General features: G+C 67.6%; 23 protein-coding genes. 7 read left to right on the forward strand and 16 right to left on the reverse strand.

The genetic code is table 11. The annotated features are described in order from the left end of the window. Positions 1-57: 57 nt before the first annotated feature. Positions 58-807 (forward strand): triose-phosphate isomerase, encoded by a 750-nt coding sequence (tpiA, locus tag ACG3SL_RS06175; protein ID WP_448664263.1) that lies wholly within the window; start codon positions 58-60, stop codon positions 805-807. On the opposite strand, the gene ACG3SL_RS06180 is transcribed toward tpiA, so the two are convergent. The 11 genes from ACG3SL_RS06180 to serS all read right to left on the reverse strand — a co-directional run bounded on the left by ACG3SL_RS06180 (position 776) and on the right by serS (position 12,451). Then, positions 776-2,176 carry an MFS transporter gene (locus ACG3SL_RS06180; protein WP_448665080.1) on the reverse strand — a complete coding sequence of 467 codons (1,401 nt, stop codon included), beginning with the start codon at positions 2,174-2,176 and terminating at the stop codon, positions 776-778. The two genes, tpiA and ACG3SL_RS06180, sit on opposite strands and share 32 nt — an antisense overlap. After that, positions 2,169-3,563, reverse strand: coding sequence for a leucyl aminopeptidase family protein (locus ACG3SL_RS06185; RefSeq protein ID WP_448664264.1), 1,395 nt, complete (start codon positions 3,561-3,563; stop codon positions 2,169-2,171). Before ACG3SL_RS06185 ends, ACG3SL_RS06180 begins: the two co-directional genes overlap by 8 nt. A gap of 86 nt (positions 3,564-3,649) precedes the next feature. Further along, a complete protein-coding gene (locus ACG3SL_RS06190; RefSeq protein WP_448664265.1) occupies positions 3,650-4,567 on the reverse strand; it encodes a hypothetical protein in 918 nt (305 codons plus the stop codon). Between the two features lie 2 nt (positions 4,568-4,569). Continuing rightward, entirely contained in the window at positions 4,570-5,982 is a 1,413-nt protein-coding gene (locus ACG3SL_RS06195; RefSeq protein WP_448664266.1) for a serine hydrolase domain-containing protein, read from the reverse strand. A 143-nt stretch (positions 5,983-6,125) separates the two neighbouring features. Further along, on the reverse strand, positions 6,126-6,464 hold the full coding sequence (locus ACG3SL_RS06200) for a DUF6481 family protein (protein ID WP_448664267.1): 339 nt from the start codon (positions 6,462-6,464) through the stop codon (positions 6,126-6,128). Positions 6,465-6,470: 6 nt separating this feature from the next. Then, positions 6,471-7,808, reverse strand: coding sequence for a 30S ribosomal protein S12 methylthiotransferase RimO (rimO, locus tag ACG3SL_RS06205; RefSeq protein WP_448664268.1), 1,338 nt, complete (start codon positions 7,806-7,808; stop codon positions 6,471-6,473). A 69-nt stretch (positions 7,809-7,877) separates the two neighbouring features. After that, positions 7,878-8,240 (reverse strand): DMT family protein, encoded by a 363-nt coding sequence (locus ACG3SL_RS06210; protein WP_448664269.1) that lies wholly within the window; start codon positions 8,238-8,240, stop codon positions 7,878-7,880. A 30-nt stretch (positions 8,241-8,270) separates the two neighbouring features. Next, positions 8,271-9,281, reverse strand: a complete 1,011-nt coding sequence (locus ACG3SL_RS06215; RefSeq protein WP_448664270.1) for a potassium channel family protein — start codon at positions 9,279-9,281, stop codon at positions 8,271-8,273. Further along, complete coding sequence (locus ACG3SL_RS06220) at positions 9,281-10,288, reverse strand: peptidoglycan DD-metalloendopeptidase family protein (protein ID WP_448664271.1); 1,008 nt, start codon at positions 10,286-10,288, stop codon at positions 9,281-9,283. Before ACG3SL_RS06220 ends, ACG3SL_RS06215 begins: the two co-directional genes overlap by 1 nt. 124 nt (positions 10,289-10,412) lie before the next feature. Further along, a complete protein-coding gene (gene surE / locus ACG3SL_RS06225; RefSeq protein WP_448664272.1) occupies positions 10,413-11,177 on the reverse strand; it encodes a 5'/3'-nucleotidase SurE in 765 nt (254 codons plus the stop codon). Beyond that, on the reverse strand, positions 11,177-12,451 hold the full coding sequence (gene serS / locus ACG3SL_RS06230; RefSeq protein WP_448664273.1) for a serine--tRNA ligase: 1,275 nt from the start codon (positions 12,449-12,451) through the stop codon (positions 11,177-11,179). Before serS ends, surE begins: the two co-directional genes overlap by 1 nt. 93 nt (positions 12,452-12,544) lie before the next feature. Here serS and ACG3SL_RS06235 point away from each other — a divergent pair, with 93 nt between their 5' ends. From ACG3SL_RS06235 to ACG3SL_RS06245, 3 genes are all read left to right on the forward strand, one after another. Beyond that, positions 12,545-12,988, forward strand: a complete 444-nt coding sequence (locus ACG3SL_RS06235; protein WP_448664274.1) for a host attachment family protein — start codon at positions 12,545-12,547, stop codon at positions 12,986-12,988. A gap of 1,457 nt (positions 12,989-14,445) precedes the next feature. Next, entirely contained in the window at positions 14,446-14,910 is a 465-nt protein-coding gene (dksA, locus tag ACG3SL_RS06240; protein ID WP_448665081.1) for an RNA polymerase-binding protein DksA, read from the forward strand. A 119-nt stretch (positions 14,911-15,029) separates the two neighbouring features. After that, a complete protein-coding gene (locus tag ACG3SL_RS06245) occupies positions 15,030-15,404 on the forward strand; it encodes a PilZ domain-containing protein (RefSeq protein WP_448664275.1) in 375 nt (124 codons plus the stop codon). Between the two features lie 168 nt (positions 15,405-15,572). On the opposite strand, the gene ACG3SL_RS06250 is transcribed toward ACG3SL_RS06245, so the two are convergent. Further along, positions 15,573-15,725: a YdcH family protein gene (locus ACG3SL_RS06250; protein ID WP_448664276.1), complete on the reverse strand. Its 153-nt coding sequence runs from the start codon at positions 15,723-15,725 to the stop codon at positions 15,573-15,575. Positions 15,726-15,889: 164 nt separating this feature from the next. On the opposite strand from ACG3SL_RS06250, the gene ACG3SL_RS06255 reads away from it, so the two are divergent. Together ACG3SL_RS06255 and ACG3SL_RS06260 are read left to right on the forward strand one after the other, a co-directional pair. Beyond that, positions 15,890-16,087: a YdcH family protein gene (locus tag ACG3SL_RS06255; protein WP_448664277.1), complete on the forward strand. Its 198-nt coding sequence runs from the start codon at positions 15,890-15,892 to the stop codon at positions 16,085-16,087. Positions 16,088-16,186: 99 nt separating this feature from the next. After that, positions 16,187-16,648, forward strand: a complete 462-nt coding sequence (locus ACG3SL_RS06260) for a DUF1465 family protein (RefSeq protein WP_448664278.1) — start codon at positions 16,187-16,189, stop codon at positions 16,646-16,648. Between the two features lie 9 nt (positions 16,649-16,657). Here the strand turns inward: ACG3SL_RS06260 and ACG3SL_RS06265 are convergent, their stop codons facing one another. From ACG3SL_RS06265 to ACG3SL_RS06280, 4 genes are all read right to left on the reverse strand, one after another. Beyond that, complete coding sequence (locus tag ACG3SL_RS06265) at positions 16,658-17,608, reverse strand: NAD(P)H-dependent flavin oxidoreductase (RefSeq protein ID WP_448664279.1); 951 nt, start codon at positions 17,606-17,608, stop codon at positions 16,658-16,660. A 141-nt stretch (positions 17,609-17,749) separates the two neighbouring features. Continuing rightward, a complete protein-coding gene (locus tag ACG3SL_RS06270) occupies positions 17,750-18,283 on the reverse strand; it encodes a gamma carbonic anhydrase family protein (RefSeq protein WP_448664280.1) in 534 nt (177 codons plus the stop codon). A gap of 2 nt (positions 18,284-18,285) precedes the next feature. Next, positions 18,286-18,516, reverse strand: coding sequence for a hypothetical protein (locus tag ACG3SL_RS06275; protein WP_448664281.1), 231 nt, complete (start codon positions 18,514-18,516; stop codon positions 18,286-18,288). Between the two features lie 117 nt (positions 18,517-18,633). Next, positions 18,634-20,301, reverse strand: coding sequence for a formate--tetrahydrofolate ligase (locus ACG3SL_RS06280; RefSeq protein ID WP_448664282.1), 1,668 nt, complete (start codon positions 20,299-20,301; stop codon positions 18,634-18,636). A gap of 137 nt (positions 20,302-20,438) precedes the next feature. On the opposite strand from ACG3SL_RS06280, the gene ACG3SL_RS06285 reads away from it, so the two are divergent. After that, positions 20,439-21,845: a DNA recombination protein RmuC gene (locus ACG3SL_RS06285; protein ID WP_448664283.1), complete on the forward strand. Its 1,407-nt coding sequence runs from the start codon at positions 20,439-20,441 to the stop codon at positions 21,843-21,845. Positions 21,846-21,970: the final 125 nt, after the last annotated feature.

Below are 21,970 nucleotides of genomic sequence, written 5' to 3' on the forward strand. Positions count from 1 at the left end.
AGCTTGTGCAGTCGGCACAGCTTGCTATCGCGGTCGGCACAGAGGGAGAGCAAGCCTATGCGCCGCAAACTGGTGGCTGGTAACTGGAAGATGCACGGCCTGCGGGCCGACCTGGGCGAAGTGGAGGCGATCGCGGCGGCAGCGGCGGCGAATCCGGCGGTAGATACCGCGCTGTGCCTGCCCGCCACGCTGATCGCGCCGGCGGCGGCGGTCGCGGGCGCGCTGCCGATCGGCGCGCAGGACGTGCACGAGGGCGATCAGGGCGCGCACACCGGCTGCATTTCCGGCGCGATGCTGCGCGAGGCGGGGGCGGTGCTGACCATCGTCGGCCATTCGGAGCGCAGGGCGGACCAGCACGAAACCAGCCACGACGCCTGGGCAAAGGCAATGGCCGCGCACCGCAGCGGGCTGAAGGTGATTCTGTGCTGCGGCGAGACCGAGGCGGAGCGCGACGCGGGCCGGGCCGAGCGGATCGTCCAGTCCCAGATCGAGAAATCGCTGCCCGAGGCGGCATCGGGCGACTGGCTGACGCTTGCCTATGAACCGCGCTGGGCGATCGGCACCGGGCGCACCCCGACGCTGGACGATATCGCCGCGATCCACGCCATCGCCCGCGCCAAGCTGCGGATGATGGTGGGTGACGCGGCGGATGGCATCCGCATCCTGTACGGCGGATCGGTGACCGGCGCGAACGCCGCCACCATCCTCGCGGTCGACAATGTCGACGGCGCACTGGTCGGCGGCGCCAGCCTGACCGCCGCCAAGTTCGTGCCGATCATCGCGGCGGCGGCAGCGCTTTCCCGCTGAGCGTCGCCCAGGCGACCAGGCCCGACAGCAACGCCATCGCCGCGCCGACCAGTGCGGCGGCGTGGAAGGCGGCGATCAGCGCGGCGCCTGCGGCGGCGATCACGGCACCGGCGATGGCAGTCGCGATCAGCCCGCCGGTGCGCGCCACGGCGCTGTTGAATCCCGATGCGGTGCCGGTGTGGCGATCGTCCACCGTCGCCAGCACGGCGGTGGTCAGCGGCGCGGCGACGCACGCCATGCCCAGCGCGATCAGCGCCACGCCGGGAAACACGCTGGTCCAGTAGGGAGCGCCAGGCGCGACCAGCAGCAGCAACGCGAATCCGGCCCCGACGATCACCGGCCCAACCGACAGCGGGATGCGCGGTCCCAGCTTCGCGGTGGCCTTGCCCGCCAGCCGCGATGCAATGCCGATCCCCAGCGGCAGGGGCAGTAACGCCAGCCCCGCCGCCAGCGCCGAATATCCGCCCGCCTGGATCAGCACATAGGGCAGCAACAGCAACACCCCGCCCAGCGCGCCATAGAGCAGGAAAGTGAGCAGGGTGAGCCCCGCAAAGGCACGCGACCCGAACAAGGCAAAGGGCATCATCGCCCGCTCGCCGCGCTGCCGCTCGATCCACAGGAACAGCGCGGTCAGCGCGATGCCGGCGACCAGCGCGATGGCGGCCACGCTATCCAGCGCGCCATGGCTGGACCAGAGAGTAAGCCCCCAAGTGACCGCCGCCAGCGCCAGCGTCGCGGCCGCCGCACCCGGCCAGTCGAGCGGCAACGTCCCCTCGATGCTCTCGTCGACATAGCGCCAGGCGATAAAAATCGCGGCGGCCGCGAGCGGCACGTTGACGAAGAAGATCGCCCGCCACCCGACCGCATCGACCAGCCACCCGCCCAGCGGCGGCCCGACCGCCCCGGCAATGGCGCCCGCTGCGGCCCAGGTGCCGATCGCCTTGCCGCGCGCTTCGCCGTTGAACGCATTGCCCAGCGTCGCCAGGCTGTTGGGCAGCAGGATCGCCGCGCCCACGCCCTGCACTGCGCGTGCCGCGAGCAGCAGCGTCAGGTCCGATGCCAGCGCACAGGCGACGGATGCGAGCGCAAACAGCGCGATCCCGCCGATCAACAGCCGCCGCCGCCCGAAATGATCCCCCGCCGCGCCGCCGATCAGCAACAGCGCCGAAAGCGGCAGCAGATAGGCGTTGATCGTCCATTGCAGCTCGGCGGGCGTCGCGTGCAGGTCCGCGCCGATCGCGGGCAGCGCGACGTTGGTGACCGATCCGTCGATGAACGCCAGGCTGGACGCGAGGATACACGCGACCAGCGTCAGCCGGGGATGCCGCCCCTGCCTGGAGGCCAGGGCAGGGGCGAGCGGATCAGCCAGCGTAGCGGTCCTTCAGCACCTTCCACGTCGCGCGCAGGCTGACCGCCTCGGCGCCCTTGGGGCGGCCCGGCTTGGCGCTGCCGTTCCAGCAGAAGATGTCGAGATGTGCCCACTGCGCCTTTTCGGGCACGAATTCCTTGAGGAACAGCGCAGCGGTCAGCGCGCCGCCGAACGGTGCCTCTGCCGCATTGACCAGATCGGCCACGTCGGACTTCAGCATGTCCTTGTACGGATCGTACAGCGGCAGACGCCACATCGGGTCCGATTCGGTCTCCGCCGCCGCCATCAGGTCCGATGCAAGCGTGTCGTCATTGGCGAACAGCGCCTGGAGATCGGCGCCCAGCGCGACGCGTGCCGCGCCGGTCAGCGTCGCGAAGTCGAACACCAGCTCGGGATTGCCCTCCGCCGCCTTGGTCAGCGCATCGGCCAGGATCAGCCGCCCTTCGGCATCGGTGTTGCTGTTCTCGACCGTGATCCCCTTGCGCGAAATCATCACGTCGCCGGGGCGCGTCGCTTCGCCGTTGATCGAATTCTCGACCGCCGGGACCAGCATGTGCAGCCGCACGGGCAGGCGGTTCTGCATCACCAGTTCGGCCAGTGCCAGCGCGTGCGCCGCGCCGCCCATGTCCTTCTTCATCAGCCGCATGCCCGCTGCCGGCTTGATGTCGAGCCCGCCGGTATCGAAGCACACGCCCTTGCCGATGATCGCGATGCGCGGATGCTCGGGGTTGCCCCATTCGATTTCGATGAGGCGCGGCTCGCGGCCCTTGCCGGCGGCCTTGCCGACGGCCCAGAGCAGGCCATAGCCCTGTTCGATCGCATCGCCCTTCACGACGTTCAGCGTCGCGCCATAGGCCTTGGCGAGATCGGTGGCGGCGGCTTCAAGGTCCGCCGGGCCCATATCGTTGGCGCCGGTGTTGATCCGGTCGCGCAGCTTGAAGGTGACGCCGGCCATGCGCAGCGCCTCTTCGACCTTGACCGGATCGGTGCTCAGCAGCACACGCGGGCCCTGCGCCTTGTCGTCCTTTTTCTTGTAGCGGTCGAACTTGTACTGCGCGGCGACCCATCCATACAGCGCCTTGCCGGGCTCGCGCTCTTCGACGCGATAGGTCCCCTCGGGCAGCGTCTCGGCCAGCTTGGCCAGGCACCACGGGCTCATCCGCTCGACATTGGCGACGACGCTGACGACCGACCAGTCCTCCGGCCCTTCGCCGGGCAGGATCGCGCTGGCATAGCCGGTCGGCGCCAGCTTCTGCGCGGCGGCGGCGGCGCGGTGGCGCGGCGGCTGTGCGTTCAGCCAGGCGTCGAACCCCTTGGCGTCGATCAGGTGGATGGTACGCGCGGTTTGACCGCGATCGAGCTGCAACAGCGTGGTGAGATCAGGCATGCCACCGATCTAGGGCGCCGCGCGGGCCACCGCTAGTCCGCATGCCCCCACAATGCGCGAAAAGCCGTGCCGGTTTTGGGCGATGCCTAGCGCGCAGCCTTCACCCACGGCGCACACATCGCCAGCGCGCGGTCGATCATGAATACCAGCCGGTCGCGCGCGCCCGCGAGCGCCGCCGGGTCGAGCCCGCGTTCCTGAGTCTCGAAGTTCAGATATTTCAGCCCGTGCAGCACCGCATAGTTGGACAGCGAACCGTCGCTGGTCAGCACGCGCTCCTGCACCACGTTGAAGTCGGCGGCGACCATCTGGTCGCGGCAGAAGGCGTCGCTGGGCGTGCCCTTGGCGAGGAATGTCGCGAATGCCACGCTGTCGTCGTCGTCGAACGGCCAGGCGCGGCCTTGCGACGCGCTGGGGATCAGCGTGTCGTCGCAGAAGCGGATCGAGATCACCCCCGTGCTTTTGGGATCGTCGCGATGGCATTTGGAGTCGGTGGGGTCAAAGCCCGGCGCGTTGGTGTGCAGCGCGATGATCGGACCCTCGCCCTTCAGGCTGGCCAGCACGTTGCGGGCATAGCCGGGCAGCGCGCTGTCGAAATTGCGATTGGGGTCGATCGGCTTGCCATAGGCGACCGCGTTGTTCAGCCGCACGCCGTCGTCGCCGGGCGATATGCCCGAATCGACCGCTATGATCGTGCCGCCATAGTTGCGGACGGAAACCAGCGCCGCCTCGAACCCGGCATTCTCGTTATCGTGCGGAACGAACCATAGCGGCCCGCGCGGGCGGGCGGTGTTGACGATGCGCCACATCCGCCAGTCGCCCCGCTCCTCGCGAAAGGCGATGCGGCTGACCTTCAGGCCCTTCCATTCCGCCGGATCACGATGCCGGGCGAAATCGTCGTCCTGCACGGTCAGTGGGTTGACCGGGGTGATCGTGGGCCGGTCGGGATCGCTCGCCCCGCTGAGCGCGAGCCACAGGGCTCCGGCGGCAAGGCGAGCGATCCGCATGCTTATTCTCCCGGCATCACGATGAACTGTTCGAACTTCCCGTCGGCACCCGGCTCGGCATAGGTGATCGCGATCAGCCGCGTGCCCTTGTACTGGATGGCGTAGTTGCGGTTGACGAACCCGCCGCGCAGCCGCGCCTTGCCCAGAGGCGTGAATGCCATCGGCTCGCCCAGCGCGGACAGGCTGGTGCGATAATCGCCGGTCGCCGTCGCATCGAAATAGTAGTTCGCGTCCTCGGTCAGCAGGCTGCGGTCCAGCGTGCCGCTGCGCAGCTGGTCATAGACCTTGCGCGCCACTGCGTTGCGGATCTGGTCGATCGACGGCGCGGGTGCGACATTGCGCACCGGGTGGAACAGCGCGGTCACTTCCTCGGTGATCGCGTCCTGTGCGCCGCCGAAATCGGCATTGACCAGCGCGACCACGGCAAAGCGCTTTTCCGGCAGCACGACGTTCGAGGACAGGAAGCCCACGGCCTCGCCGCCATGCGACACTTCGGGCGTGTCGCCATGCATCCCGAGCGACACGCCCAGCCCGTAATGCGTGGCGCCGCCGTCGATCAGGTGGACTTCGGTCTCCTGCGTCTTCCAGTCCTCGGGCGGCAGGATCGCGCGGTCGATGCGGGCGATGTCCCATTTCGCCAGGTCGCTCGCGGTCATCGCCAGCTCGCCCGCCGCCCACAGCCAGCCATGCGCGGCGGGCTTGGCCGGGCGCACCGGGCCCAGCGCGAAGCGATGCGTCGGCAGCGGATAGCCCTTGCCGATCGCCAGATCCTGGTCGACCGGCTTCATCCCCAGCGGCTTGAACACGCGCGCGTCCAGATAGCCGAGCAGCGACATGCCCGACGCCTTTTCCGCGATCATCCCCGCGACGACATAGCCGGTATTGCTGTACTGCCAGGCGGTGCCCGGCACGAAATCGAGCGGCTTCTTGCCCCAGCGATCGACGATCTCCTGCGGCGTCACCGGCTTTTCCATCGCGGCAAAGCTATAGTCCTGCGGCCAGTAATCCTGGAGGCCGGCGGTGTGGCTCAGCAGCTGGCGGATCGTGATCCTGTCGGCGCCCGACACATCGGGCAGGAACTTCGCGACCTTGTCGTCTAGGCTGAGCTTGCCCTCATTTTCGAGCAGCAGCAGCGCGGCGGCCGTGAACTGCTTGGAAATCGACGCGATCGGATATTTCGCGTCGACGCTCGGCCCCTTGGCGATGCCGGGGCCCTGGTCGCCATAGGCCTTGGTATAGACGATCTTGCCGTCGCGCACGATCGCGATCGACGCGCTGGGCACGCCGGTGCCCTTCAGTGCATCGGCGACGATCGCATCGACCTTGGCGGTCTGTTCCGCCGTCAGCTGTTGCGCGGCGGCGGGAGTGGCGAGCAGAAGGGCGGCGATTGCCGCGAGCGGGGCAGGGCGGAACATGGCGTCTCCGGGATTGTCGGGAGCTTAGGAGGTGCTCCCGGTTGCGTCACCCCGGACTTAGACGCTGGTTATACCCGTGCCAACGGACCGTTTGGCCCCGCGCCCCCGCATGTGCAGGGGGCACGGGACGGGTCCGCGTGGGATCAGCCCTGCGCGCGCGCCTTGCGGGCGGCGTAGCGGGCGTCGCGGATCGCCTTCAGCTCGGCGGCGGTCGGCGGGATGCGGGCGGCGGCGCGCGCGGCTTCCTTGGCGGCCTTTTCCTCGGCTGCGGCCTTCTTCGCGGCCTTGGCCTCTTCGATCGCGGCCTTCTTGGCAGCGCTCTTCGCGGCGATCTCGGCGTCGCGGGCTTCCTGCGCGGCGCGGCGCTCGGCGACTACTGCCGGGTCCATCGGCGCCTTCGCGCGCAGCTTTTCGAGGGCCTTTTTCTTGGCCTCGGCAGACAGTGCGGCGCGGTCCTGGAATGTCGGGATTTTATAGCTCATGCAAACTCACATTTGGGGGGACAGGGGAACGCCATACAGATCATGCTCGTCGGCGTCTTCGATTTCCACCGGGACGATGTCGCCCTGGCGGAGATGGCCGGCGTCCCGCAGGAACACCTGGCCGTCGATTTCGGGTGCATCCGCCTGGCTGCGGCCGGTCGCGCCGTCCTCACCGACTTCGTCGATCAGGACTTCGAGCGTGCGACCGATCTTCGCCTGGAGCTTGGCGGCGGAGATCGCGGCGGTGCGCTCCATGATGCGGGCATAGCGCTCTTCCTTGACCGCTTCGGGCACCGCGCCCGGCAGGTCGTTGGCGGCAGCGCCCTCGACCGGCTCGAACCGGAAGGCGCCGACGCGGTCGAGCTGCGCCTCGTCCAGCCAGTCGAGCAGATACTGGAAATCCTCTTCGGTCTCGCCGGGGAAGCCGACGACGAACGAGCTGCGGATCGTGATGTCGGGGCAGATCGCGCGCCACGCCGCCAGCCGCTCGAGCACCTTGGCGTCGTTGGCGGGGCGCTTCATCGTGCGCAGCACGCGGGGGGAGGCGTGCTGGAACGGAATGTCCAGATACGGCAGCACCAGCCCCTCGGCCATCAGCGGGATCACCTGATCCACATGCGGATAGGGATAGACATAGTGGAGCCGCACCCACGGCGCGATCCTGCCCAGTTCGCGGGCGAGGTCGGTCATGTGGGGAACGACTTCCTGCCCCTTCCACATCCGCGGTTCCTTGCGGATGTCGATTCCGTATGCGGAGGTATCCTGGCTGATGACCAGCAGTTCCTTGGTCCCCGCCTCGACCAGCTTTTCCGCCTCGCGCAGGATCGCGTCGGGGCGGCGCGACACGAGGTCGCCCCGGATCGACGGGATGATGCAGAAGGAGCAACGGTGGTTGCAGCCCTCGGAAATCTTGAGATAGCTGTAGTGCCGCGGCGTCAGCTTCAGCCCGCTGTCGGGCACCAGGTTGAGGAACGCGCTGGGCGGCATCGGCGCGGCTTCGTGCACTGCGCCGACGACTTCCTCATATTGATGCGCGCCGGTGACGGCCAGCACGTTGGGGAAACGCGCGCGGATCACATCGGCTTCCTTGCCCATGCACCCGGTCACGATCACGCGCCCGTTCTCGGCAATCGCCTCGCCGATCGCTTCCAGCGATTCTTCCTTGGCGCTGTCGAGAAAGCCACAGGTGTTGACCAGCACGACGTCGGCGCCGGCATAGTCGGGCGACATCGCATAGCCGTCGCTGCGCAGCTTGGTCAGGATGCGCTCGCTGTCCACCAGGTTCTTGGGACAGCCGAGCGAAACCATGCCCACACGGGGCGCCTCGGGAAGTTTGGTTGCCATGATTGGCGCCGCACATAAGGATTTCTGGAGAAATTGCCAGTCAGGGCTGTTTCGGGGGCGGCAAGACTTTCACGCCGCCGCTGGCGTGCGGAACAGAAACCATGCCCCCGCCGCGATCAGCGCAAAGCCGATGGCGTGGTTCACCGTCAGCTTCTGGCCCAGATACAGCACCGAAAAGATCGCGAACACGCTCAGCGTGATGACTTCCTGCATCCCCTTCAGCTGCGCCGCCGAATAGACGGTGCTGCCCAGGCGGTTCGCGGGCACGGCCAGGCAATATTCGAACAGCGCGATGCCCCAGCTCGCGAGAATGACGATCAGCAGCGGGGTCTGCTTGAACTTGAGGTGCCCGTACCAGGCGAAGGTCATGAAGATGTTGGACACGACCAGCATCAGCACGGGCAGGATGCGGGCGAGAAGGGCGCTGCTCATCGCGCCACAAAGCGCCGGTGCATCGCCCCGTCAAGCATGGCCGACGATCTCGACGATCTGGTCCCCGGCCATCAGCGCCTGCGCCTCGGGCTCGGCAAAGCTGTAGGGCCTGCCGTCCCGATACAGCCGCACGCCCAGTCCGGTCGCGATGGCGCGCAGCGGAAGGCCCACTTCATCCGGGGCGACGGCGCGTTCGGCCAGCGCGACTCGCCCGTGGATCGAGGCGAGGTCCATCAGATACTCGGTCAGGTGCGGGCCGGTGCACGAGCTCGCGAGCAGCAGCCCGGCAAAGCTGACCGGGTTGATTACGGTGGTCGCCCCCGCCGCGCGGGCGGGCAGTTCATTGTCTTCGGCGCGGACGATGACGCTGATCGGCAGCTCGGGCGCCAGGTGCCGGGCGGTGAGGGTTATGAGGATCGACGTGTCGTCGCGCCCGCCCGCCACGATCAGCGCCGACGCGCGATCGATCCGCACGTCCTGCAGCACCGCGTCGCGCGTCGCATCGCCGAGCAGCACGGTGCAGCCACAGGCATGGGCGCGCTCGATCGCGGTGGGATCGGTATCGACGACCACGAAGGTCGCGGGATCGGTCCCGCGCGCGAGCAGTTCCGCCACGGCCTCCGATCCGGTCTTGCCATATCCGGCGATCAGGATGTGCCCGTGCAGGTTGCGCTGAATTCCTACCATGCGCCATTTGTCCCAGCTGCGTTTGAGCACGAAATTATACGCAGTGCCCAGGAAGATCAGCACCACGAAAATGCGGATCGGCGTCACCACCAACGCGTCGAACATCCGCGCGCTGGTGCTCACCGGCACGATGTCGCCATAGCCGGTCGTGGTGATCGAGATCGATGTGAAATACAGGATGTCGAGGAAGCTGACATGGCCGTCCGCCGTGTCCTTCAATCCCTCGCGCTCCAGCCAGTGGACGCCGATCGCCAGCGCGAGCAGCCCCAGCACTGCGGCGACTCGCCATCCGATCGCCGCCCACACCGGGATGCGGGACTTGCGCTTGAGCGTCGCCGGCGCGGGGGCCGCCATCAGCGCGCGGGCAGGCGCGGTACCGGATCGACGGGGGTACGGCCCTGGCGCAGCTCGAAATGGAGCTCGGGGCGGTCTGCAAAACCGGAATTGCCCGAAAGCGCGATCATCTGGCCCTTCTTAACCGCTTGGCCGCGTTGGACAAGCAGCTGGCTTGCATGGCCGTACACCGTGGTCCAGCCATTGCCGTGCTTCAGGATCACCAGCCCGCCCAGCGCGGGCACATCGCTGCCGACATAGGCGACGACGCCATCGGCCGAGGCGAGGATCGGCGTGTCGAGCGGAACGCCGATCTTGACCCCGTCATTGCGTTCGCCGCTCGCGCCGGGGCCGAAGCGCTTGACGATCGCGCCGCGCACCGGCCACGCGAACTGCCCGGTCAGCCGCACGGGCGCCGAAACGGCGGCGGTGGCGGGCAGCACGCGCGCCGACGACGCGGTGGGGCGTGCCGGCGCCGCGGTCGTTGCCAGCGCGGGCTCGCCGCCGGTCAGGATGTCGTCGATGTCGATGTGAAAGCGCGCCGCCCGCTGTTCGCGCGTCTCCGGTCCCGTATCGGGGATCAGCAGCCGTTGCCCGGTGCGCAGGACATACGGCTCCTCCAGCGCGTTGGTCGCCACCACGCGCGACCACGACACGCCATAGGCGCGCGCGATCGCTATGCCGGTCTCGCCGGTGCGGACCAGGTGATAGCGCCCGGCGGGGATCACCAGCTTCTGGCCCGGACGGATCGTGAAGGGCTTGGGAAGATTGTTCGCGCGCGCAATCGCTTCGGAACCCGCGCCGGTCTTCACCGTTATCGACCGCAGCGAGTCGCCGGGCTGGACGGTGTAGCTGCCGGCGGGCACCTGGCGCGCATCGGCGGTGACGTCGCGCATCTCCCATGCCGGGCGCGGCGCGGGCAGGGCGCGGACGTCCTGGTCGAGCGAACGCCGCTCGAATCCCTGGTCCTGCGGCGGTCGCTCATATGACGCGTGGGCCGGCACGGGCGGCTGGTCGCGCGTTCCCATCGCCGGCGGATCATATTCCGACGTGCCGCGATGCACTGAATTTGGAATGCAGCCTGGCAGCAAGGCGCCAAGCAACATCGCCGCCGCAACCCTGCGGCAGCCCACCCCGATTATACTCATCCGCTTAACTATAAACGGATTTGAGCCTTTCGAGAGAGTCGAGATGGGTCAGGTCGAGGTGCAGCGGCGTGACCGTTACGAACCCTTTTTCTATAGATTCCAGGTCAGTATCCGGCAAAGCTACCATGGGCAATCGTCCCATTGCGAGCCAGTAGTAGGTAAATCCCCTGGGATCAGTGCGCTGATCCAGCCCCACGCGGCCATAATCGCGCAGCCCCTGGCGCACCACGCGAATGCCCTGCACCGCGTCTGCGGCCACGGGCGGGAAGTTGATGTTCACCAGCGTGCGGGGCGCCCAATCCATGTCGAGCAGCGGGCGCAGCACCCGCTCGCCCCACGCTTCGGCAGTGTCGAACGGCACCTTGTCGCCCATGCCGCTCGCTTCATAGCGCTGGCTGAGCGCGACCGAGCGGATTCCCGCCAGCGCGCCTTCCATCGCCGCCGAGACGGTGCCCGAATAGCTCACATCCTCGGCCAGGTTGCCGCCGCGATTGACGCCCGACAGGATCAGGTCGGGCTTGGCGTCCTTCATCACTTCGGCCAGCGCGAACATCACGCAATCGGTGGGCGTCCCGCGCACCGCATAGCGATTTTCGCCGTGACGGCGCACGCGAAACGGCTCGGTCAGCGTCAGCGAACGCCCCTTGCCCGATTGCTCCTCCGCCGGTGCCACGACGGTGATGTCGTCCGAGATCGTCCGCGCGATCCGCTCCAGCACCGCCAACCCCCTGGCGTGATAGCCGTCGTCGTTGGTGAGGAGGATGCGCATCAGCGTGCGGGCTCGAGCAGTGTCTGTCCGTCCAGATAGGGCTGGAGCACGTCCGGCACCGCGACCGCGCCATTCTCCTGCTGGTAATTCTCCAGCACCGCCACCAGCGTGCGCCCGACCGCGAGGCCGGAGCCGTTGAGCGTGTGGAGGAACCGCGTGCCCTTCTCGCCCTCGGGGCGATAGCGCGCGCTCATTCGCCGCGCCTGGAAATCGCCGCAGGTCGAGCAGCTCGAAATCTCGCGATACCGGTCCTGTCCGGGCAGCCAGACCTCCAGGTCATAGGTGCGTGCGGCGGTGAACCCCATGTCGCCGGTGCACAGCTTCATCCGGCGATAGGCGAGCCCCAGTTTGTCGAGGATACCCTCGGCGCACAGCGTCATCCGCTCATGCTCTGCCTCGGAGGCGTCGGGCGTGACGATCGACACCATCTCGACCTTCTCGAACTGGTGCTGGCGGATGAAGCCGCGCGTGTCGCGCCCGGCTGCGCCCGCTTCGGACCGGAAACACGCCGTCAGCGCCGCAAAGCGCAGCGGCAGCTCGTCCTGGCTCAGGATCTTGCCCGCGACGATGTTGGTCAGGCTGACTTCGGCAGTGGGGATCAGCCAGCGGCCATCGGTGGTCTTGAACAGATCCTCGGCGAACTTGGGCAGCTGGCCCGTGCCGAACAATGCCTCGTCGCGCACCAGCAGCGGCGGGGCGACTTCCTCGAACCCGTGCTGCTGCGTCAGCGTGTCGAGCATGAACTGCCCCAGCGCGCGGTGCAGCCGCGCCGCCTGGCCGCGCACCAGCGTGAAGCGTGCGCCCGACATCGCGGCGCCTGTCTCGAAATCCAGCCCCAGCGCGGGGCCGATCGCGTCATGTTCCTTGGGCGCAAAGGCGAATACCGGCGGTTCGCCATGGCTGTGGACCAGCGCGTTGTCGTCTTCGTCCTTGCCGAACGGCACGTCGGCCAGCGGCAGGTTCGGGATCGTCGCCAGCATCGCGTCCAGCTCGGCGCCGACGGCCTTCTCCTCGGCGTCGATCTGCGGCATCCGCTCCTTGAGCGCGGCAACCTCGGCCATCAGGTCGGTCGGGTCGTCGCGCCGCGCCTTGGCCGCGCCGATCGCCTTCGACGCTTCGTTGCGGCGCGCCTGCACGGCCTGCGCCTCGGTGATCAGCGCGCGGCGGCGCTCGTCCAGCGCGAGCAGCGCGGCGGACTGCGGCGCGAGGCCCCGGCGAGCCAGACCGCGATCGAAAGCCTCGGGGGTTTCCCGGATGGAACGGATGTCATGCATGGCGCCAGCCTATGGCCGGGGCGCGAGAGCCGCGCAACCCTGGAGCCTGTGCCTGCGTTGGGGAAGGGCAAACCAGAAACGAGGAGAATGACGATGCAGGTTCCGCATGATGCCGTGGTGGTCGTGGCCGATGGCCGCAAAATGCTGTGGCTGCGCAATGAAGGCGACGCCGCATTTCCCAATCTCCAGGTCGAGCGCAAGCGCACGCAGGACAATCCGGCGACCGGCGACCAGGCGACCGATGCGCCGGGGCGCAGCTTCTCCAGCGTGGGGCCGGGCCGCAGTGCCTATGAGCAAACCGATTTCCACCAGCTGGAGGAAGACCGATTCGCGGCGGAAACCGCCGATCTCCTGCGCAAGCGCGCGCTCGCCAATGATTTCGAATCGCTGATCGTGGTCGCGCCGCCCCGTACGCTGGGCGAATTGCGTAAACACTATCACGTCACCGTCACCGATCGGCTGGCGGGCGAACTGAGCAAGGACCTGACCGGCCACACGCTGCCCCAGATCGAGGAAGCGCTGTTGAAGGCCGAGTAATCCGGGCGATTCCCGTCGGTCGCTATTGGGGTCAGGCGGTTGCTTCCGCCTGGCCCTTTTTGCGCGCAAGCCGCTTGCGTGCGACCAGAGCCGCTGCGGCGCCGCCGAACAGCAGGATCATCGGCGGGGCGGGGACGGGGGCGGGGCCGCCCGACGATCCGCCGCTGCCGCCGCTCGAACCGTGATGCCCGCTCGAACCGTGGCCGCTCGATCCCCAGCCGCTCGACGTGCTCCACCCGCTGGAATTGCTCCAGCCGCTCGATCCGCTCGACGAGCTGGAGGTGGACGACGCGACTCCGCTCGATGTTGATGTCGACGAGCTGACGCCGCTGGACGTCGAGGACGAAGACGAGGTCGAGGAAGACGTCGATGAGGAAACGCCGCTCGACGTGGACGACGACACATCGCCCGAACTGCCGCCGCTGGAGGTCGAGGACGACGATCCGCCGGTGGAGGAAGACACGTCGCCGCTGGAGCCGCCGCTCGATGTCGAGGAAGATGACCCCCCGGTGGAGGACGTGGAGCTGACGGCGCCGCTGGACGTCGAAGACCCACCCGTCGAGGTCGAGGACCCGCCCGTGCTGGTCGATCCGCCGCTGCTGCTCGACGTGGATGAAATCTCGATGTTGATGCCGCTGCTCGTGCCCGAGCTGCCGCTGCTGCCCGAGCCGCTCGATCCGCCGAAGAACCCGCCTGCAAAGAACCCGCCGACAAAGCCGCCGCCACCCGATCCGCCGATCACCGCGGCCGCACCCCCGGCGCCGCTGGACGCCACCATGGGCGGCGGCAATGGCACGGGCGCGCCCTGCGCCGTCAGCACGACGACCTGGGGCTGCCCCTGGGTCGTGGTCGTCACGGTCCGGCGCACGACGCGCGGGCGCGTGGTGCGCACGGTTTTGCGAACGACGCGCTTCTTCGCGACGATGTGCTGCTTCACGACGCGCGGCTGCTGCACGCGTTCGCTGACGTATACGCCCCCGCCGCCGATTACTGCGCCACCGCAAGTGCAGGCGCAGAGTTTGGCCAATGCCATGCGAACCGACATGTTGTCCCACTCTTCCGTTGCTGGCGCGCGCCCCCCACGGGATCGTCAGCAGCTATCGCGCCCTCAATGCGTGAAAGTGCAAAACAAACTATTAAGCGCAAGCGTCTTAACGGCCATTTACCTTGATATTGGGCGGTTTCTACGGGCGGCGCGCGCGGGGACATGGTTAATGTCCGACAACGGTACAGATATCGGCCCCGTAACGATCCCGCGGGGGTTTCTGCGCCGGCAATCGGTCGGTGTTGCAATCGGTTCGGTGCGGTCTCGACTAAATTCCCCCTCTTTATGGGATATTAGAAGCGCATTGGGGGCAATTGATGCGCTTGTTTATGGACGCGCGCGTAAGTATAGCGCCCCGGGCAGAGCGGTCCTTTCAGCGGCTTGGCCACTGGGCGACCGGGTGGAGAGTGGGATGGCAACAGTTTTGGATCGTGTAGACGAATCTGGTAAAGACGTTCCTCCGGCCGCAATTGACGGCGATGGCTATCGGCCGAGCAACGACGAACCGTTCATGAATCCTCGGCAGGCCGAGTATTTCCGTAACAAGCTTATTGCCTGGAAAGATGCGATCTATCGCGAAGCGGCAGATACGCTGAACCAGCTACAGTCCGATTCGCTGCGCGAGGCCGATCTTACCGATCGCGCTTCGAGCGAAACCGACTGGTCGATCGAGCTGCGCACGCGCGATCGCCAGCGCAAGCTGATTTCCAAGATCGACGCGGCGTTGCGCCGGATCGACGAAGGCGAATATGGCTATTGCGAAGTCACCGGCGAGCCCATTTCGCTCGCCCGGCTCGAAGCGCGGCCCATCGCCACGATGACGGTCGAGGCGCAGGAGCGCCACGAGCGGAATGAAAAGGTATCGCGCGAGGAATAGCGTCCGGTCGCGCGCGGCACCGGCCCATTGCGGACCCGATTGTCGCGCGCGATTAACCCTTTCGACAGGGATTGCTGCTCTAGTGACGCGCAAGTGCATTTGGCGTACGAGCAACAACCATGGACCAGTATTCGAACGATCCGATGACGACTCTGTCTGCAGATGATTTCAGCGGACAGCGCAGCGGTTCGCGCGACAGCCTGATGTTGACCGCGCAGTTTCGTGTGGACGGCGGCGACACGGTGCAGGTGCGCGTCCGCAATCTCTCGCCGGGCGGGCTGATGGCGGAATATGCGCTGCCGGTGGCGCGCGATACGCCGGTCGAAGTCGAAGTGCGTGGCGTGGGCTGGGTCCGGGGCAGGATTGCCTGGGCTACCGATGGCCGCGTCGGCGTGGCGTTCGCGGGCGATATCGATCCGATGCTGGCGCGCAAGCCCGTGGGCAAGGGCGCGCACACCCCGGTCTATGTGAAGCCGATCCTGCCGCTGCGTTGATCGCGGCGGCCTCGCGCAGTCGCGCGGCGGCATTTTATCGTTCGGATGTTCTGGGATTTTTCGGTTGCCACGGCCAGGCGGCGACGTCGCGCCCGGCTTGGTTTTCACGGCACCATACGGGGTGCGGCGCGAAGGCCACACCCCGCGACAAAGGCGCTTTCGTGCGGACTAGCGGGTCAGCTCCTCCTTGACGCGCAGCTTCTGCTTCTTCAATTCGGCGAGCACCACTTGGTCGGGTAACGGCCGCTGCGACTCGGCCGCGATTCGCTGGTCGAGATTCGAGTGCTTGGCCGTAAGTGCCGATAAATGTGCGCTATACATGGAAGCGTTCCTCCTTAAGGGGCTGCCGGGGGGACCAAATAGAACATCTTTCCCTGCGATTGTCGCCCTCCGTGTAATTGCGTAGCGATGGGCTGCGGAAAAGACGGGATGGTCCGTTGCGCGGCACCGCACCATCGGGCAGTGTGAAGGCGACGGGAGCGAGAATGGAAGAGGGCGAGATCCAGCGGCGTCTAGAGGCGCTGCGCACCGAACATCGCGACCTCGATACCGCTATTGCCGCTTTGCTGGGCACCGCGACGGTCGATCAGCTCCAGGCCGCACGGCTCAAGAAGCGCAAGCTGCTCCTCCGCGACGAGATCGCGATGCTCGAGGATCAGTTGATCCCGGATATCATCGCCTGACGACGTTGCGAAACGTCACAAATCACTCCCGGAACGGGACGCAACACCCCGTAGATTAACCATTTTGTTGCCCCGTTCGCTGTGGCACCGCTTGGGGCAATGATACGCTCCTTCGACCCGCCCCAGATCCATCGCAGGCTGATCGACTCGCTCTATGTCGAGGCGATGCTGCTCGCCGACGAGGCCCGCGCCTATTTCGACGAGGCGGGCAGGGGCGAGCGGGATGCGCTCGGGGCGCTGGATCGCGTCACCTTCTCGTGTGAATCGCTGAAAGTCACGACGCGGCTGATGCACATCATCGCGTGGCTGCTGACGCAGCGTGCGGTCCATGCCGGCGAGATTTCGTCGGGGGATGCGCGATTGCCCTCCCGCCGGCTGGGACACGCGCCGCGAACCGATGACGAGGTTCTCGCCGCGATGCCCGGCCCGGCGGAAGCGATCATCCGCACCAGCATCGATCTGCACCGCCGTATCGCCCGGATCGACGACTCGCTCGATACGCCGCTATCGGCGTCCAGCCCGGCCCGCACGATGATGGAACGGCTCGCCGCCGCCTTTTGAGCGGGCGGGTTACGGCAGCGCCGCGACGGCGGCCTTGGCGGCGGCATATTCCGCCTTCAACCGATCGATCTTGACCGCCACCGGCTCGACGGCGTGCACCGCGCCGATCCCCTGGCCGGATCCCCAGATGTCCTTCCACGCCTTGGCCCCGCCGAAGTTCATGGCGCTGGGGTCGCTCTCGGGCAGATTGTCGGGGTCGAGCCCCGCGCGCACGATCGAGCTGCGCAGGTAATTGCCGTGCACCCCGGTGAACAGGTTGGAATAGACGATGTCCTCCGCGCTGCCCTCGACGATGCCCTGTTTGTAGTCGGGCGCGGCGTTCGCCTCTTCGGTCGCGATGAACGGCGAGCCGATATAGGCCAGGTCCGCGCCCAGCACCTGCGCCGCCAGGATCGATCGCCCGGTGGAAATCGCGCCCGACAGGATCACCGGCCCGTCGAACCACTCGCGCACTTCCTGCACCAGCGGGAAGGGGTTGAGCTTGCCCGCATGTCCACCGGCGCCGGTCGCGACGAGGATCAGCCCGTCGGCGCCCTTTTCCACCGCCTTATGGGCAAAGCGGTTGTCGATGACGTCGTGCAGCGTGATCCCGCCCCAGCCATGCACCGCATCGTTCAGCTCGGGCCGCGCGCCCAGCGACGTGATGACGATCGGCACCTTCCATTTGGCACAGGTCGCCACGTCCTGTTCCAGCCGGTCGTTCGATCGGTGAACGATCTGGTTGACGGCATAGGGCGCCGCAGGCGTATCGGGATGGTCGCGGTCCCACGCCGCCAGTTCCTCGGTGATCCGGTGCAGCCATTCGTCGAGCAGGCTCTGCGGCCTGGCGTTCAGCGCCGGGAAGGACCCGACGATCCCCGCCTTGCACTGCGCGATGACCAGGTCGGGCACCGAGATGATGAACAGCGGCGAGCCGATCACGGGAAGCCGCAGACGATCGAAGAGAGCGGGAAGGGCCATGTCCGTTTCTTACCGCAACCGGAATGCCTGTCTATCCCGGGGCTCCCGACGCTACGGCAGGGCGGGGCGGTGTCCGCCGTTGCGGGCCATTAGCGCCGCGACTCGCGCGAATCGGGGCAAACGGCGCAGCGAGTCCCGGCCCTAGGCAGGGTCGTCGACGCGCTCCAGCCCTGCGGAATAGTCGCGCTGCTTGGCAGCATAGACGGCCGCGCTCGCCTTCAGCATCGCCTTTTGCGCGTCGTCCAGCGGGCGGATCGCCTTGGCGGGCACGCCGACGATCAGGTGGCCGGCGGGGAAAACCTTGCCCTCGGTCACCAGCGCGCCGGCGCCGACCAGGCAGTCCTCGCCGATCACGGCGTTGTTCAGGATCGTTGCGCCCATGCCGATCAGCGTGCGGTCGCCGATGGTGCAGCCGTGCAGGATCGCGTGGTGCCCCACCGTCACGTCCTCGCCGACGATGCAGGGCACGCCTGGATCGGAATGGAGCATCGCCCCGTCCTGGATGTTGCTGCGGGCGCCGACCGTGATCGGCGTGTTGTCGGCGCGGATCACGGCGCCGAACCATATGCTGGCCAGCGGCCCCAGATGGACGTCGCCGATCAGGTCGGCGCTCGGCGCGACCCAGGCATCGTCGGCGATTTGCGGCGCCTTGCCGCCCAGTGCGTAGCGGGGCACGATCAGAACGGCGATGCGTCGAAGCCGGCGGGCAGCGGCATGTGCAGCCCCAGCGCGAGCGCGAGCGCGACGGCCCCCAGCAGGAGCGCCAGCGTCGACGAAAGCGAGAACAGCCCCCAGCCGACCAGCGTCACCATCTGCGGATTGGGCCGCTGCGCACGCGCATTGCGCTGCATCGCCAGCAACACGAACCCCGCCGTCATCGCGTAGAAGAAAACGAAAATCTCTGCCATCGATCCACCCCGATCAACCTGTCGGCAGGTCTAACCGGCGCCAGGCTGTGCGACAATCCCGTGAAAATGCAGGCTGCCGCGCCGCAGCGCGCATTTGCCGATTTCGGCGCGCGGCGTTCAGAATAGCCCCTGGACCAGTCCCCCGGCATCGATCCGGATCGCTTCCGCTGCGGGCACGCGGGGCAGGCCGGGCATCGTCATGATCTCCCCACAGATCGCGACCACGAACCCGGCCCCCGCCGCCAGCCGCACTTCGCGCACCGGCACGATATGCCCGGTCGGGGCGCCGAGCGCGGTCGGGTCGGTGGAAAAGCTGTACTGCGTCTTGGCCATGCACACCGGCAGATGGCCATAGCCCGCAGCCTCCCACCGCGCGAGCTGGGCATGGACGCCGGGATCGGCCACCGCCGCCTCGGCGCGATAGATGCGGGTCGCCACGGTGTTGATCTTCTCGAACAGCGGCAGATCGTCATCGTAGAGCGGCGCGAACTGCGCGGGCTGGGTCGTCAGCGCGACGACATGCTCGGCCAGCGCCTCGGCGCCCGCGCCGCCGTCCGCCCAGTGGGTGCACAGGATCGCCTCGGCCGCCTGTGCCGCCGCGATCTCGCGCACCACGGCCAGTTCCTCTTCGGTATCGGTGCCGAAGCGGTTGATCGCGACCACCGCGGGCACGCCGAACTGGCGGATATTCTCCAGATGCCGCGCCAGGTTCACACCGCCGCGCCGCACCGCCTCTGCATCGGGCGTGCCCAGCGCGCCTTTGGCGACGCCGCCGTTCATTTTCAGCGCCCGCACGGTGGCGACCACCACGACCGCCGCCGGCGTCAGCCCTGCCTGGCGGCACTTGATGTCGAAGAATTTCTCTGCGCCCAGATCGGCGCCGAACCCGGCTTCGGTCACCACATAATCGCCGAGCGCGAGGCCGGCGCGCGTCGCGATCACCGAATTGCAGCCATGCGCGATGTTGGCGAACGGCCCGCCATGGACGAAGGCGGGCGTACCCTCCAGCGTCTGGACCAGATTGGGGTTGAGCGCCTCTTTCAGCAGCACCGCCATCGCGCCATCGGCCTTCAGGTCGCGCGCAGTGACCGGCTGCTTGTCGCGCGTCTGCGCCACGACGATCCGGCCAAGCCGCTCCTCCAGATCCTCCAGCCCGGTGGCGAGGCACAGGATCGCCATCACTTCCGACGCCACGGTGATGTCGAACCCCGATTCGCGCGGAAAGCCATTGGCCGGCCCGCCCAGCGACTGCGCGATGTCGCGCAGCGCGCGGTCGTTCATGTCCAGCACGCGCCGCCAGGTGATCCGGCGCACGTCGATGTTCAGCGCATTGCCCCAATGGACATGGTTGTCGATCATCGCCGCCAGCAGGTTGTGCGCGCTGGTGATCGCGTGAAAATCGCCCGTGAAGTGGAGGTTGATGTCCTCCATCGGCACCAGCTGCGCATAGCCGCCGCCGGCCGCGCCACCCTTGGTCCCGAAGCACGGCCCCAGCGACGGCTCGCGCAGGCACAAAGCCACGCGCTTGCCGATCCGCCGCAGCCCGTCGGCCAGCCCCACCGACGTCGTGGTCTTGCCTTCGCCCGCCGGCGTAGGGTTGATCGCGGTCACCAGGATCAGCTTCCCCGCGCGCCCCGGCGCCTGCGCGGCCAGCCAGTTCAGGTCGATCTTGGCCTTGTACCGGCCATAGGGCTCGACGGCGTCGTCGGGGACGCCAAGCTGGTCGGCAATCTGGGCGATGGGGCGCAGCGTCGCAGCGCGCGAAATGTCGATGTCGGTCAGCACGCGCGCAGCCTTAGCGTCGCGCGCGTCGGTCGCAACCCCGCCGGGCGGCCCCGCGCCTGCGGCCAGCCGCGACAGGTTCCGCTTGCCCGGAAAACCTGCCGCCTCTAGGTTCGCGCTCTGTTCTGAAAGGGGAAAACGTGGATCCCGTGGTTCTGGGAAGTATCGTCATTGCATTGCTCGCCGGACTGTTGCTCGGCTGGTTCCTGGGGAGCCGTCCGGCGATCCAGTATCGCGCCGAGCGTGACGCGCGCGAGGCCGATTTCAAGCGGGCGATCAGCGATCTGGCGTCGGCGGACGAGCGCGCGCGCGAAGTTCCTGCGCTGCGCGAGGAGGCTGCGATCCTGCGCGACGAGCGCGACGCCGCCCGGATCGAGCTGGCCGAGCTGAAGGCAAAGGCCGGGGCGTTCGAGGATCGTCTGGCCGAGTTCATCCACGCCCGCGAAGCGATGGCGGGCCAGTTTCGCGAGCTGGCCACCACGATGCTGGGCGAGACGCAAAAGGCGTTTCTGGAACGTGCCGAGGCGCGCTTCAACCAGTCGGGCGAGAAGAACGAGGAGAAGCTCAAGGCGCTGCTCCAGCCGGTCGAATCCACGCTCAAGCGCTATGAAGAGGGGCTTCAGCGCGTCGAGAAGGACCGCAACGACAGCTATGGCGCGCTGCGCGAGGCGATCACGGCAGTGCAGGCTGGTTTGGGCGAGACGCGCACCGAGACCGCCAAGCTGGTCAATGCACTGCGCGCCGCGCCCAAGACGCGTGGCCGCTGGGGCGAGCAGCAGTTCCGCAACCTGATCGAGATCGCCGGGCTGTCGGGTCATGTCGATTTCGCCGCCGAAGTTTCGGTCGCGACCGAGGAGGGCGCGCTGCGCCCCGATTTCATCATCCGCCTGCCGGGCGACCAGCAGCTGATCGTCGACGTCAAATGCGTGCTCGACGGCTATCTCCAGGCGGCGGAAGCGACGTCGGCGGAGGAGCGCCAGGCCGCGCTCGTCTCGCACGCCCGCGCGGTGCGGACGCATGCCGACGCGCTCTCGCGCAAGGCCTATTGGGCACAGTTCGACAAGGCGCCCGATTTCGTCATCATGTACATTCCGGGCGACAATTTCCTGTCGAGCGCGCTCGAAATCGACATGGAGCTGTGGGAGCGCGCCGCGCGCAACCGCGTCATCATCGTCGGCCCCTCGGGCTTCCTGCCGCTTGCGCGCACCGTCGCGTCGATGTGGCGCCAGCAGAAGCTGACCGAGGATGCCCGCGAAGTCGGCCGCATCGGCAAGGAACTGTACGAACGGCTCGCGACGGCGGCCACGCACCTCAAGCGCGTCGGCGGCGGGCTCAACAGCGCGGTCGAGAACTACAACAAGTTCGTGGCGAGTTTCGAGGGCCGCGTGATGGTCTCGGCCCGCCGGTTCCAGGCGCTCAACATCGACACGGGCAATGCCTCGCTCGACAGCATCGACAGCGTGGATGTGGTGGCGCGTGCGCCGACGTCGGAAATGCTGCCGGCGCCGGAGGTGGAAGCGGAGACCGAAGCCGAGCGGGCGGAGTAGGGGGCTTTTCGAGACGGCATCGCCCACCGCCCCCTCCGTCGCCTTCGGCGCCACCTCCCCCTTGCGGGGGAGGATTTGTGTCAATCCTCCCCCGCAAGGGCAGGGCAATCGCATATGGTGGCCCA

The organism is Sphingomonas degradans (genome assembly GCF_053502645.1).